This window comes from Rhodococcus sp. NPDC057135 (assembly GCF_042670865.1).
In the GTDB taxonomy this organism is placed as follows: domain Bacteria; phylum Actinomycetota; class Actinomycetes; order Mycobacteriales; family Mycobacteriaceae; genus Rhodococcus_F.
In genome coordinates this window covers 69,573-82,527 of the sequence record NZ_JBHUUU010000015.1, presented here as the reverse complement: position 1 = coordinate 82,527, position 12,955 = coordinate 69,573, and the positions used below count along the sequence as shown (strand labels likewise).

The 12,955-nt window shown below is 61.3% G+C and carries 14 protein-coding genes, 1 tRNA gene and 1 pseudogene; 11 read left to right on the top strand and 5 right to left on the bottom strand.

Going from position 1 to position 12,955, the window contains the following annotated elements; translation table 11 throughout:
- Window positions 1–19 precede the first annotated feature (19 nt).
- The 9 genes from ACFT1A_RS24855 (at window position 20) to ACFT1A_RS24815 (ending at window position 6,491) form a co-directional block, all read left to right on the top strand.
- Window positions 20–397, top strand: coding sequence for a fluoride efflux transporter FluC (locus ACFT1A_RS24855; protein WP_378449163.1), 378 nt, complete (start codon window positions 20–22; stop codon window positions 395–397).
- A complete protein-coding gene (gene crcB, locus ACFT1A_RS24850; RefSeq protein WP_378449162.1) occupies window positions 394–738 on the top strand; it encodes a fluoride efflux transporter CrcB in 345 nt (114 codons plus the stop codon). Before ACFT1A_RS24855 ends, crcB begins: the two co-directional genes overlap by 4 nt.
- A 97-nt stretch (window positions 739–835) precedes the next feature.
- Window positions 836–2,473, top strand: a complete 1,638-nt coding sequence (pgm, locus tag ACFT1A_RS24845; RefSeq protein ID WP_378449161.1) for a phosphoglucomutase (alpha-D-glucose-1,6-bisphosphate-dependent) — start codon at window positions 836–838, stop codon at window positions 2,471–2,473.
- Window positions 2,474–2,515: 42 nt separating this feature from the next.
- Window positions 2,516–3,769: an MFS transporter gene (locus ACFT1A_RS24840; protein WP_378449160.1), complete on the top strand. Its 1,254-nt coding sequence runs from the start codon at window positions 2,516–2,518 to the stop codon at window positions 3,767–3,769.
- Between the two features lie 25 nt (window positions 3,770–3,794).
- A complete protein-coding gene (locus tag ACFT1A_RS24835) occupies window positions 3,795–4,283 on the top strand; it encodes a MauE/DoxX family redox-associated membrane protein (RefSeq protein ID WP_283303651.1) in 489 nt (162 codons plus the stop codon).
- Window positions 4,284–4,325: 42 nt separating this feature from the next.
- Window positions 4,326–5,066 carry a thioredoxin domain-containing protein gene (locus ACFT1A_RS24830; RefSeq protein ID WP_378449159.1) on the top strand — a complete coding sequence of 247 codons (741 nt, stop codon included), beginning with the start codon at window positions 4,326–4,328 and terminating at the stop codon, window positions 5,064–5,066.
- Window positions 5,067–5,211: 145 nt separating this feature from the next.
- A tRNA-Ala gene (locus ACFT1A_RS24825) sits at window positions 5,212–5,287 on the top strand.
- A gap of 28 nt (window positions 5,288–5,315) precedes the next feature.
- The gene (locus tag ACFT1A_RS24820; RefSeq protein ID WP_378449158.1) at window positions 5,316–5,993 is read left to right on the top strand and encodes a hypothetical protein; all 678 of its coding nucleotides are present in this window, start codon (window positions 5,316–5,318) and stop codon (window positions 5,991–5,993) included.
- 132 nt (window positions 5,994–6,125) lie between these two features.
- The gene (locus ACFT1A_RS24815) at window positions 6,126–6,491 is read left to right on the top strand and encodes a tyrosine-type recombinase/integrase (RefSeq protein ID WP_378449157.1); all 366 of its coding nucleotides are present in this window, start codon (window positions 6,126–6,128) and stop codon (window positions 6,489–6,491) included.
- A 3-nt stretch (window positions 6,492–6,494) separates the two neighbouring features.
- Here the strand turns inward: ACFT1A_RS24815 and ACFT1A_RS24810 are convergent, their stop codons facing one another.
- The 3 genes and pseudogenes from ACFT1A_RS24810 to ACFT1A_RS24800 all read right to left on the bottom strand — a co-directional run bounded on the left by ACFT1A_RS24810 (window position 6,495) and on the right by ACFT1A_RS24800 (window position 8,029).
- A complete protein-coding gene (locus ACFT1A_RS24810) occupies window positions 6,495–6,878 on the bottom strand; it encodes a hypothetical protein (protein WP_378449224.1) in 384 nt (127 codons plus the stop codon).
- Window positions 6,879–6,956: 78 nt separating this feature from the next.
- Window positions 6,957–7,058 (bottom strand): annotated as a pseudogene (locus tag ACFT1A_RS24805) (DUF2510 domain-containing protein); the annotation flags it as partial.
- Window positions 7,059–7,060: 2 nt separating this feature from the next.
- Window positions 7,061–8,029 carry a DUF2510 domain-containing protein gene (locus tag ACFT1A_RS24800; protein ID WP_378449156.1) on the bottom strand — a complete coding sequence of 323 codons (969 nt, stop codon included), beginning with the start codon at window positions 8,027–8,029 and terminating at the stop codon, window positions 7,061–7,063.
- A gap of 183 nt (window positions 8,030–8,212) precedes the next feature.
- Here ACFT1A_RS24800 and ACFT1A_RS24795 point away from each other — a divergent pair, with 183 nt between their 5' ends.
- Window positions 8,213–8,791, top strand: coding sequence for a hypothetical protein (locus ACFT1A_RS24795; protein WP_378449155.1), 579 nt, complete (start codon window positions 8,213–8,215; stop codon window positions 8,789–8,791).
- On the opposite strand, the gene ACFT1A_RS24790 is transcribed toward ACFT1A_RS24795, so the two are convergent.
- Window positions 8,782–8,931 carry a hypothetical protein gene (locus tag ACFT1A_RS24790; protein ID WP_378449154.1) on the bottom strand — a complete coding sequence of 50 codons (150 nt, stop codon included), beginning with the start codon at window positions 8,929–8,931 and terminating at the stop codon, window positions 8,782–8,784. The genes ACFT1A_RS24795 and ACFT1A_RS24790 overlap by 10 nt on opposite strands.
- A gap of 324 nt (window positions 8,932–9,255) precedes the next feature.
- On the opposite strand from ACFT1A_RS24790, the gene ACFT1A_RS24785 reads away from it, so the two are divergent.
- Entirely contained in the window at window positions 9,256–10,371 is a 1,116-nt protein-coding gene (locus ACFT1A_RS24785) for an NAD(P)/FAD-dependent oxidoreductase (protein WP_378449153.1), read from the top strand.
- A gap of 9 nt (window positions 10,372–10,380) precedes the next feature.
- Here the strand turns inward: ACFT1A_RS24785 and ACFT1A_RS24780 are convergent, their stop codons facing one another.
- The gene (locus ACFT1A_RS24780) at window positions 10,381–12,915 is read right to left on the bottom strand and encodes an alpha/beta fold hydrolase (RefSeq protein WP_378449152.1); all 2,535 of its coding nucleotides are present in this window, start codon (window positions 12,913–12,915) and stop codon (window positions 10,381–10,383) included.
- Between the last annotated feature and the right edge of the window lie 40 nt (window positions 12,916–12,955).

The following is a 12,955-nucleotide window of genomic DNA, read 5'->3' as shown; positions in this document are numbered from 1 at the left end:
TTTCGGATGAGGCGAGAGCATGGGTGATCTGAAGCTGCCGGCTGCAGTGAGCGCGGTTGCCGTCGGTGGAGCATTGGGGGCACTGAGCCGATACGGTGTGGGAGAGCTGTTCCCCCACATCTGGACGACGCTGGTCATCAACGTCGTCGGCTCGCTCATTCTCGGCATACTCGCGGCCCTGCTGGTCCACAACAAGGTGGGGTACCTCTTTCTCGGCACCGGGTTCTGCGGCGGCTTCACGACCTTCTCGTCATTCGCGGTTCACGCGGTGACGGAGAGTCCGTGGCGATCGATTCTCTATGTACTCGGGACGCTGATTCCTGCCATCCTCGCCGCAGCGCTGGGCAAAGGGCTCGGAGAACGCTGGATCCGTGCGCGGGACGGGGTGTCGGCATGACGGTTCTCCTGGTGGCACTCGGCGGCGGCGCGGGTGCGAGTGGCCGGTACCTGTTGGCGCGGTATGTGCCCGCTTACAAGGGGTTCCCTGCTGCGACGTTCGCCGCGAACGTGATCGGCTGCTTCCTGCTCGGATTGTTCACCGGGGCAGCTCTTTCCACCGAAATGGCCGCGCTCCTGGCGACTGGCTTCTGCGGTGGCCTGTCCACGTACTCGACCTTCGCGACCGAGAATGTGGGCATGGTCGAGCGGCGTCAGACGATGCTTTCGCTGATCTACATCGTCGTCAGTCTGATCGTCGGCTTGTCCGCTGCATGGGTGGGAATCCAGATCACGGACTGACGTATTCGGCGTCGAGCGTGCACGCCACGCGGCCAGGGTAGACAATTGTCCACAGTCGCGTCGACACAGTGGTCGACCACCGGGCCGAGGGGGATTCGTGGCGCACGAACGAGCAGGACAAGTGGCTCTGCCAGAGGATCTGATCGACGTTCCTCATCTGGTCACCGCGTATTACACGCGCACCCCGGATCCCGAGAACCCGATGCAGCAGGTACTTTTCGGTACTTCCGGACATCGCGGTTCCAGCCTCGATTCCGCTTTCAACGAAGCCCATATCCTGGCCACGACCCAGGCGATCGTCGAGTACCGCGCTTCGCAGGGTATCGACGGTCCGCTGTTCATCGGCCGGGATACACACGCGCTGTCCGAACCTGCCTGGCTCTCCGCGTTGGAGGTCCTCGTCGCCAACGACGTCGTCGTTCTTGTCGACTCGCGCGACGCCTACACGCCTACCCCGGCAGTGAGCCACACGATCCTGCGATACAACTCGACGGGGCCGGAGGCCAAGGCCGACGGTATCGTCGTGACACCGTCACACAATCCGCCTCGTGACGGCGGCTTCAAATACAACCCGCCGCACGGCGGACCCGCGGACACGGATGCGACGTCGGTTATCGCCGACCGAGCGAACGAGCTACTGCGCAAAGGGCTTTCCGGGGTAAGACGCGTCACGGCAGCGCAGGCGCTGGACCGCGTCGAACGCTACGACTTCCTCCGCTACTACGTCGAAGATCTCCCCTCTGTCCTCAACCTCGATGCGATCCGCGACGCCGGAATCCGGATCGGTGCAGACCCCCTCGGCGGGGCAAGTGTCGACTACTGGGGCGCGATCGCCGAAACTCATCGACTCGACCTCGAAGTGGTGAATCCTCTCGTGGATCCGACCTGGCGGTTCATGACGCTGGACACGGACGGCAAGATCCGCATGGACTGCTCGTCGCCCGACGCGATGGCGTCGCTGATCGGGATTCGGGATCGCTACGACATCGCGACCGGAAACGATGCGGACTCCGACCGCCACGGCATCGTCACTCCCGACGGCGGTTTGATGAACCCGAATCACTATCTCGCCGTTGCCATCGAGTACCTGTTCGCGAACCGGCCAGGGTGGGGCGCAGATACCAAGGTCGGCAAGACCCTCGTGAGTTCGTCGATGATCGACCGCGTGGTCAGCGGCCTGGGTCGCGAATTGCTCGAGGTTCCGGTCGGGTTCAAGTGGTTCGTTCCAGGGTTGCTCGACGGGTCTGTGGGATTCGGCGGCGAGGAAAGCGCCGGCGCGTCCTTCCTCCGACACGACGGTTCCGTCTGGACGACGGACAAGGACGGCATCATCCTTGCGCTACTCGCATCGGAAATCACCGCTGTGACGGGAAAGTCTCCGTCAGCGCACTACGCCGCGTTGGCCGAGAAGTTCGGGAGCCCCGCGTACGCACGTATCGATGCGCCCGCAACACGCGCACAGAAGGCCGTCCTGGCAAAGCTGTCTCCTGATCAGGTGAGTGCAACCGAACTGGCGGGTGAACCGATCACCGCGACACTGACAGCGGCGCCCGGAAACGGTGCGGCGATCGGTGGTCTCAAAGTGACGACGGAAAATGCGTGGTTTGCAGCGAGGCCGTCCGGCACGGAGGACGTGTACAAGATCTATGCCGAGTCGATGAAGGGCACCGATCATCTGGCTCAGGTTCAGGCAGCGGCCAAGGACTTGGTGTCCGGAGTCTTGAAGGCGAACTAGCCCGCGGACCCCTCATGTCGCCCGGCTAGAATTCCGGGCGACATGAAAACTCGTGCAGCCAAGCTGCCACAGGAAATTTGGGTACTGGTCGCCGCCAGCTTCGTCATCGCCCTCGGATTCGGATTGGTCGCTCCGGCGCTACCGCAGTTCGCGCGAAGCTTCGACGTATCGGTCACCGCCGCCACGATCGTGATCTCGTCTTTCGCGTTCATGCGATTGGTGTTCGCGCCGATGAGCGGGACTTTGGTACAGAAACTCGGTGAGCGACCGGTCTACATCGTCGGCCTTCTGATCGTCGCGGTCTCGACCGGCGCGTGCGCTTTCGCGGGGGAGTACTGGCAACTTCTGCTGTTCCGGTCGTTGGGCGGCATCGGGTCGACCATGTTCACCGTGTCGGCTCTCGGGCTGATCATTCGCATGTCACCGCCGGACAGTCGCGGCCGCGTGTCGGGTCTGTACGCGACAAGCTTTCTCATGGGATCGATCGGCGGCCCGCTGGTCGGCGGTGCGCTGTTGCAGTTCGGTCTCCGGATGCCGTTCATCATCTACGCGATTGCGTTGGTGATCGCCGCGCTCGTTGTCTTCGTGAGCCTGCGTGGATCTCATTTGGCGTCACCGGACAAGGCAGTCGATGTGAAGTCGATGACTCTCACAGAAGGCCTCCAGTCGCCGGTGTACCGGGCAGCGCTCGGATCGAACCTCGCCTTCGGCGGGGTCATCTTCGGAGTTCGCGTTGCCATGGTCCCCCTGTTCGTCGTGGAGTTCCTCGATCGGGACCCTTCGATTGCGGCCTACGCCCTGACGATCTTCGCCGTCGGCAATGCGTTGGTGTTGATCGTTTCCGGACGACTCTCGGACCGCTTCGGACGCAAGCCCTTTGTCGTGAGCGGCCTGCTCATCTGTGGTGTGGGCACCATCGCGATGGGATTCACGGACAACCTCGTGGTGTTTTTTGCCATCGCGGCGGTGACGGGCGTCGGTTCAGGGCTCATGAGCCCGGCTCAACAAGCAGCAGTTGCCGATGTGGTCGGGTCGACGGCTCGCGGCGGACCCGTTCTGGCGGTTTTCCAGATGATGTCGGACATCGGTGGGGTAGTTGCGCCGATTTGTGCCGGGCTGATCGCCCAGCACGTGTCGTACTCTGCGGCCTTCGCGGTGATGGGAGCGGTTGTCGTCGTGTCGGCTACGGGTTGGTTGTTCGTCCCGTCGCGAACGAAGACAGTCGAATCCGTCGTCGAAGATCTGACTGATGTGACGGTGCTTACGGATACGCCTGCGCGGACAAACCTGGACTGACCGGGCATTCTGTACTCTCGATCGGGTGGCAATTCGTATCGTGAGTCTTGTAGCCCGATTGGGCTTGGCAGCCGTCTGGCTGATTTCCGGCGGGCTCAAGTTCCTTGATCCCGTGCAGACGAAGATCGCGGTGCGTGCCTATCAACTGTTGCCCGAGTCACTGGTGGGTCCGGTGGCGACGGCTCTTCCTCTGGTCGAGATAGTCCTGGGACTGCTGATCCTCGTCGGTCTGGCGGTTCGAGTATCCGCCGCAGTCTCGGTGGTGATTCTCACGGTCCTCATCGCGGTGATCATTTCGGTGTGGGCCAGGGGATTGTCCATCGACTGTGGATGTTTCGGCGGCGGCGGTGCTGCTGACGTCGGTGCTTGGGACTATCTGAAAGAGATTCTCCGGGACCTCGGCTTCATGGCGCTTGCCGTGTGGCTGCTCGTGTTCCCGCGTTCGCCGTTGGCATTGGGCCCCGGATCACGCGCGGCGTTCTCAGTGGATACTCAGTCTTCAGTGGCAAGGTAAGCAATCGGTAAATCGTTTCGACGCACGAAGGACTGCATCAGCGTGAGCACCAAGAGCAGCAAGAACAAATACTCGCCGGAACCGGTCTCGAGCCGCTCCACCTACATCATCGGTGGCCTCGCAGTGCTCGTGATCGCGGCCCTCGTCATCGGCGGTGTCTGGTGGACGAATAACAAGAACAAGCCCCAGAACGACGGCTACGGCTCCGTGCAGAATTCCGAAGTTGCCGTCACGGTGCAGGACAACGGCGTGGTGCTGCTCGGCAAGCCCAGCGCCGCAACGACCATTGATCTCTTCGAGGATCCGCTGTGCCCGGCCTGCTCTGCTCTCGAGCACCTCAGTGGCCAGGCGCTCTCGGCTGCCGTTGACAACGGTGACGTCGCCGTTCGCTACCACATGCTGAACTTCCTCAACCCGGCGTCGGGCAGCGGTGACTACTCCACACGGGCCGGCGCCGCTCTGCTGTGCGTCGCTCAGAGTGGCGACGCGATCGCGTACTCCGCATTCCACACAAAGCTTTTCGCGACCGACACGCAGCCTGCGGAGAGCGGCAGCAGCGATCACACCAACGACGACCTCGCCCAGATCGCTCGGGATGCGGGAGCATCCGAGGATGTGGCAACCTGCATCTCTTCCGGCACCAACGTCGAGGCCGCCGCAACCAACGCCGCAGCCGCGAGCCAGGCGCTCAAGGATGCCGGATCGACCGGGACCCCCACCGTCGTGGCGAACGGCAAGATTGTTGACACGCGCAGCAGCGACTGGGTTTCCAAGCTGTCCTGAGTCGAAGCGGCCGCTCCGATGAGGAGCGGCCGCCTCCCTCTGAGCAGGCGATTTGTTGCCCAGGATCGAAGTGGTGTAACTTTCTTCAAGCAAGCGGAAAGCAGAAAAGCCGCTGCGAGTTCGACTGTTAGAGTTAATTGAATACGGGGCTATGGCGCAGCTGGTAGCGCACCACACTGGCAGTGTGGGGGTCAGGGGTTCGAGTCCCCTTAGCTCCACCATGTTTATGCACGTCAGACGGCGTAAACGGTGAACAACAGAAAACGTGTTAACAGAACGTATCAACACTCTGTCGCACGCAACCGATACGATGACCTCCCTACAGGGGAGGTTTCTTCGTTTCAAGGCATCAATCGAACAGGCACCACAAAAGCCGGCGCAAACTCATTCCAGGTGTTGTTCAGGTTCGAAGGCAAGCAAACGTCGGACGTGTTCGGCACCTACGACGAAGCCTTCCGGTACAGGCTCCTCGTCGAAAAGGCGGGAGCGAAGACCGCCCGCGAGATGACGTTAGGCGATACAGCCGTCGCCGCGGAGTTGTCTGTTGCGGAGTGGATCACCACAGACATCGATCACCTCACCGCCATCGAAGAAGCGACCCACAATCAGTACCGCCGCTACCTACGTCGTGACATCGAACCGATCCTTGGGCCTCTGCCGCTGTCTGCGGTGAACGAGACAGCGCTATCTGTGTGGGTCCAGTCGTTGACGGAAGCCGGCAAGACAATCGCCAACAAGCATGGATTCCTATCGGGGCGTTCGCTCGTGCTGTCCGGGGGGAGCACATCACGTGGAAACCCTGTGAGGGGCGACGCCTCCCAAGTCGGCATAGCGACAGTGAGGCTGTCTTTCTGGCCCCACCCGAGTTCGCGCTCGTACGGGACACGGTGCCTGAGCATTGGCGCCTGTTCGCAGTGTTCCTGGTGACAACCGGAATTCGGTTCTCCGAGGCGACCGCGCTTCGAGTGGGCGACATCGACTTGGAGGAACGGACAGCGAGAATCGTGCGGGGCATGGAAGTACACAGGTGACGCGACAGGAAACTCGGACCGCAAGTCTGTGCGGACCATCAACCTGTCAGATCAGGCGATCGCCGCGATGGGGGAGTTGAAAGGCCGCAATCCATCCGAGTATGTGTTTGTGAACAAGCGGGGGACACCGATCGCTGCTCAACTGTTTCACAACAAGGCGTGGCGGCCGACGATAGTGCAACTGTCCGACAAGTTGGGGAAGCAGCCGAGACCGCATGATCTTCGGCATTCGTGCGCTAGTTGGATGATCGCGGCCGGGGTGCCGCTGCCCGTCATTCAGCAGCACCTCGGCCACGAGTCGATCACAACAACCATCGGAATCTACGGACATCTGGATCGACGATCCGCTCAGGCAATCTTAGGTGCCCTCACCGCTGCACTCGAAGGGCTCTGACCTCTATTCGAGTTTGTCCAGGCGCTCTGCCAGTCGATTGAATTCCTCATCCATGTCCGCGGCGATTGTTCGGCATTTGAAGAGGTCGTCTCCCTCTTTCGGATCTGCACATTTGGAGCGTTCCCATCGGGACCCGACGCTTTCAACAAATCCTGCCGCACTGTGAATGCTCTCAACTTCGTACGACATCGAAGCCTCACTCACGGTCTTGTCGTTGACCTTCTGGGCAAGTGCAACCTTGTCCAGGATCATCGCGTCGCAGTTGTGAACAGTGGGTTCTGTGCACTTCTGGTCGTTGAGGTCAGCGACTGCCGAGCAATACTCTTTGCAGACGCTGGGCTTGGTGATCTCCTGGTAGGCGTAGACGCCACCAACGACGACGATCACAACACCAAGGGCTGCGAGCAGAAATGTTCTGTTCCGTTTTTTGGCTTGCGGGTCAAGAGGTTGTGGCGCATGCGCTGCCGCCGTGGGCTGTGTTGCGCTCGTCCATTGCTGCCCATCCCAGAAGCGAAGTTGGTTGTGGCCCTGAGGGTCTGGATGCCACCCCGGTGCAGGGGTCGTCATCGCTACTTCGACCCTGTGACGGTGATAATGTTGACCTGGACCTTGGGTGCGGTGGTGCTGCCTCCGCGCTGTGTGTCGTAGGACTGCGATCCGAGAACCTCGACATGCAACGTCACGAAGTCATCCTCTACAACATCTGCGATCAATGTGGGGTCGACTGCGGTCACAACAGTGTTCTGGTCGTAGTCGTAAGACGCGTCCTGTGGTGATCCGGCTGTGCGGGCGAGGAACATCCTGCTCCCGGTCGCAGCGTCAGCCTGGAACACGACACCGTAAAGGGTCAGCTTCCGACCTTTGTATGCATCGGGATTTTTGGCGAACAAAGCGAAGTCGCGATCCGACATGGACTCGTAAGTATTCGGATCGAGTTTCGCTGCCTCCGCTTGTCGTTTTGCTTCAGCCGCGGCTTCAGACGCGGCACGAGCAGATGTGGCGGCAGCGGCGCTAGCCGCAACCTCGGCAGCCGACTTTGTCGTCGTTGCCGGCGCCGTCGTTTTTGCCTCGGAAGTCATTGCGGAAGAAGCGGTAGTTTCGGAATCTTTGTCCTTGCCCCCGTTTACTGCCGCGATCCCGATGATAATTACGAGAATCCCGGCGGCGATCGCGCCAATGACGACTTTGTTGGACTTCTTCTTCGGCTCGTTACCGGGAGTATCAGCTATTCCAAGTCCTGGAAACTCGCCAGCGAACTGAGAAGTGGTTGCTGGGGTGGTGAATGCTTCAGGTTGTGCCTGAGTAACTGCAGGTCGGGCGACTGGTTGGGTGGCACTTGTCCACTGCCTTCCGTCCCACCAACGAAGTTGGTTGGGAACGCCCTCGGGGTCGGGGAACCAGCCTGAGCCGGGAGGCTGCGTCATGTCGGGCCTTTCAATTTGTCCACGGCGACCGTCGCCGCAGTTCTGACTATGTAGTCGCGCTCTTTTTGAGTGAGACGGGCAACGCGAGTTCTGATTATTTCGAGCTCCACCCAAAGGCCAATCGCAGTTCCATCGTGGATTTGTGATTGGCCCCAGATGACAGCATCTAACAGGTCATCTAAATCGACCAAGGTTTGAGCTGTTAGGTGTTGCACATATCTTTCCTCACGCAAAGCAAGGTGTGGGTCATCGGGTACTCCGCCACGTTTGAGATGCCAGAGTTCGTGCGCGTCCGTCGTGGGCGTGCAACCGGCGGTCAACGTAGTTCCGTCTATCGCGATGCCGTACGCGTCGGCGGCGGTCGCGATCGAACCGCTGACGCTCGTCGCGGGGATGCACCTCGCTACGCAGCACACGCTGGTGTCGTCGGGCACGCAGACCCAGATCGCGGCATGGTCGGCGGATCAAGGTTCGACGATGACCTCCAACCGGCTCGTGATTCCGGCGACTCGATCGAACATGAAGGTCGAGGTATTCCGCCGATATCAAACGAATTTCGCTGTCGGCTCCCCGTCGTTCCAATGGCGGCATCTGCAGAACGCGCTCGCGGCACAGCCCGCATCGCAGACGGTTTCGGGTGGTGGCGTCGGCATGAATTACGAGGTCGTGATGACCTATACCGGAAACTTTGTCGCGGGCGATTTCCTGTACCTCACGTGTTCCGGAATGTTCACCGCCCCGGCGCCGTTCGTGATTCCGGGCGAGGACACATTCGTCCGGGTCCTTGATCCAAGCAACACGACAAAGCCCCCAACTCATAACTTTCGGTTATGGGTCGGGGGCTTGCCGTCGTTTTGGGATGCAACTCACGCGTGACGAGTGCGCCACGACACCGCCGCGGTCCCGACAGCGGCCACGCCGGCGAGTGCCCAGTACTGCCACGGGTGGTGTGTGACCGCGAGCGTCGCAGCGACGATCGCGAAGATCGTCAGGCTGGTCTTGTCTTGATTCGTCATCGTTCGATCTCTTCCGTGTGTGGGAAACTGTAGTCGGGGAACCCGCCCGTCGTGAGCGGGCGGTTTCCCTTTCCTGCTTGCGCTTTTTGCATTTCCGCTTGGGGGGCTTTTGGGCTTCGGAGACCCTTCGGATGAATTCTGCCCATCCCAGCAGGATGGTGTGAAGTCCGATTATCTCGGTCCAATTGTTGTTTGTGCCTTGTTGTATAAAGCACAGTTCGGCGTGGATGTGTCGACTGCCATAACACCAGGGCGTCAACGCTCAATACTGTCCGCTGTGAGGCCTGATCGGCCCGTGCAAGACCAGCGGCGGAATGGGGAGTCATGCGCGCACACGTGGTGATAATCGGTGCAGGATATGCGGGCGCCATGGCAGCGAAGCGGCTGCTGAGAACTCGTTCGGACGTCACGGTCACCGTCGTGAATCCGCGCCCACACTTCGTGCAAAGAATCAGGCTCCATCAGATGATCGCCGCTGGCTACGACGCGACGGTCTCGTTCGACAGGGCGCTACCGCGTACGGCACACCGAGTCTTCGGAGAGGTGACGACGATCGAGGCGGCGCTCGGCAGGCTCACCCTCGACGACGGCAGTGTGCTCGACTACGACTATCTGGTCTACGCAGTCGGAAGTGGGCAGTCACCCAGCACTGTCGCCGGGGCGGCGGAGCACGGGTTCACCGTTTCCGAATTCGAGGACGCGGTACGCCTAAAATCCAGGCTGGCGGCTCTCGACGAGAAGGCTGCAGTCTGCGTTGTCGGCGGCGGTCTCACCGGGATCGAGACTGCCGCAGAACTGGCTGAGCATCGAAGCAGCCGAATCACTTTGGTGACCGGCGGAATCGTGGCTCCGAACCTTTCGGAGCGCGCGCGATCGGCAGTAGTCAGAACATTGACCGATCTTGGAGTCGATATTGTCACCGAATCGCGGGTGACTCGGATCGAGGGTTCGTCCTGCGAGCTAGCGGGAGGCATACGGGTGGAGGCCGAATGCACGATTCTCGCGACGGAATTCGGCGTCCCCGAGCTGGCGCGCCGAAGTGGCCTTCCCGTGGACGATCTCGGTCGCCTGAAACTCGACGACCGACTCGAATGCCCGTCCCACCCCAACATCGTCGGTGCGGGTGATGCGGTTGCGGTCGGTGATCTGTCACTGAGGATGAGTTGCCAGGCCGCGATCCCCTTGGGAGTTCATGCGGCAGAAACGATCCTGCATCGACTCGCCGGTTCCGCGCCGCGTCCGGTGGTCCCGAAGTTCGCAGGCCGGTGCATCAGTCTCGGGAGGCGGCGAGGTGTTTTCCAGCGGACCACTCGTGTCGACGACGCAACTGGCATGTTCATCGCAGGCACGGCGGGTGCATTCGTCAAGGAAAGAGTCTGTTCGTCGACGACCGACTGGGCACTCACTCCGCGCCGCTCTTTCTTCTACAGCTGGACGTGAGCAGCGCGGTCACGCTCGATCACAGATCCGATCGATGATCGCCGCAGTCTTGCGGACGTACGGTTGACGAACGACGTCTTCGTGACACGCGTCGACGTCGTCGAAATCGAGCGAGCCCGTGGCAATGAGTGACCAGATTTCGCGTCCACGGTTGTTGGTGGCTCCACGGATCACGGTGACCGGCGCAGAGCACTCCCGCATCCGATGCTTCCGGAGCGCCTGGCCTCCGATGTAGAGGAACACTGTCCACTGGGTGGCCGGTGGGTACTGCAGAATGCCGGCGAACAGCGTGCGGATCCACATCGCCGCGACGGTGCGTCTGGTCGGCTTCCAGCGGGCATTGGTGGATGGTTGCGGTGCGAGGTCGATGATCGACGGATCCAAACTGATGCCCGCACGGTCGGCTAGTCGTGCGGCAGTGTCGGTGGGGATTCTGGTGTCGAGAACGGTGACGTGCTCGACGGCGTCGCCGGACTCGGACAGCTGTGACGCCATCTCCAGCGCCACGTAGCCGCCGTACGAGTAGCCGGCGAGGAGGTACGGGCCGGTGGGCTGAATCTTCTTGATTTCGAATATGAAACGGCGAGCGCTTGCCTCTACCGACCGATCGGGCAGTCCGCGAGATTCGAAGCCGTGTGGCTGAAGTGCGTAGACCGGGCGATCGGTGTGGAGTGCGTTCGACAAGGTGGACAGTGTCGTCGAGGGGCACCCCGCACCGTTCATGATGAACAGCGGTCGCCCTGACCCTTCGAGCTTCAGTGGAACCATCGTGTTGTGAGAGACGCGATCGTCGGGATCGATTGTGCACCGATCGATCAGCGCTGCAAGGTCTTTGACGGTGCTCGCGGTCGCGAACTCTGCCGCCGTGATCCGGACCCTGAACAGGTCGTGAATCTTGGCCACCACCTCGGTCGAAGCAAGGGAGTCGCCGCCGAGCTCGAAGAAGTCGTCCTCACGGTCGATGGAATCGATGCCGAGGATCGACTCCCAGATCGAGGACAGCCACAGTTCGGCAGGTCCGGTGAGAGTTGGGGGAGTGTCCCTCACCGCGACGGACGGCAATGTTGTTCGGTCGACCTTTCCTCTTTCGTTTCGGGGTAACTCGGCCATGAGAACAAAATGTCGCGGAAGCATCCAGGCGGGCAGGTATTTCGCCAATTCGCGCCGCATCTCGGCGCCCGACCGTGCCATCACGGCTTTGGTCAGGACCACGTAGGCGACAATCTCCGGTCGATCGTTCTCGAGTACGGCAGCCACGAAAGCATCGGCGACACCGGGAATTCGACGAATATGCGACTCGACTTCCATCGGTTCCACCAGGTAGCCCCGAATCTTGACGGCGTCGTCGACGCGTCCACGCAGTTGTAGTTCGCCGCGTTCGTCGATGCGGCCTCGGTCACCGGTCCGATAGATACTCACTCCGTCGCCGAGACGCGTGAATCGTGCTGCAGTGCGATCCGGGTCGCCGTGGTATCCGTCGGCAAGATCGCTGGAGACAACTTGAATCTCGCCGATCTCTCCGTCGGGGAGCGGCACGCCGTTCACATCGACGATCTGTACGTCCTTGCCATCGCGAGCACGTCCGGCCGGCACCAATCCGGCGGGTAGTTCGGAATGCGGCGGGAACGCGTTGTACGCGACGACGCCGGTCTCAGTGGTGGCCAGCCAGTTGACGTACGTGACGCGTGCAAAGCCGTGACGGCGATGGCGCGCGTAGTCCTCGCCGTGAACTGGTTCCCCGTACGTCACGACGACCCGCAGCGATCCGAGCGAATTATCCGGTGCTTCATCGGATTCGAGATCTGACCATGCTCGCAGGAATGACGGTGCGCAGTGCGCGGTCGTGATCGAGTTCTCGATCAGCCAGTCGTCGATTCCCGAGACGCCGTCTATGCGTGGATCCCAGCAGAAGACTGTGACTCCGTTCATCAGTCCCATGATCAGTGCCGTGATTCCCGCTCCGAAACTGACGGGCAACAGGTTCCCGATGTGATCGTCGGGTCGCAGGTCGATTGCTGCGGCAAGTTCGTCGGCTTTGTTCAGGCACATGGAGTGGCTCAGCACGACTCCCTTGGGCGCTCCACTGGTCCCGGACGTGAACGCGATCATGGCCGGGTCGGAACTGGACGGTTCGAGTGCGTTGTCGAAGCGGAAGCCCGTTGCGGCCGATTCGTCGAGTATCGATTGCAGCGCGACGGCGCCCGAGGTGCTCATGATGTGCGCTCGCCGGGCCTCGGGGAGTTGTGGGTCGATCATGACCAAGGGCCGACCGGAAATCAGAGTAGCGAGGATGGCGGGCACCGACTCGGCGGTTGGTTCGAGATCGACCGCAACCGGGCACGCCCCGTGTGACCCACGTAGGCGAAGTTCGCGGACCATTGCGTCGGTCCGGAGTTCGAGTTCGGCGAAAGTGATCCGGTCCCGCGGAGTCACGACGGCAACGGTGTCGTGCTGCATCGAGGCGACTCGGCGCCACCTCGACTCGATCGTCTCGTCGATGACTGCATAGCGCGTGCGCTCGAGACCTAAGTCGACAACCTTCATCACAGTAGCTCCGTTCGACCATCAGCTATCTTTGAGCAAA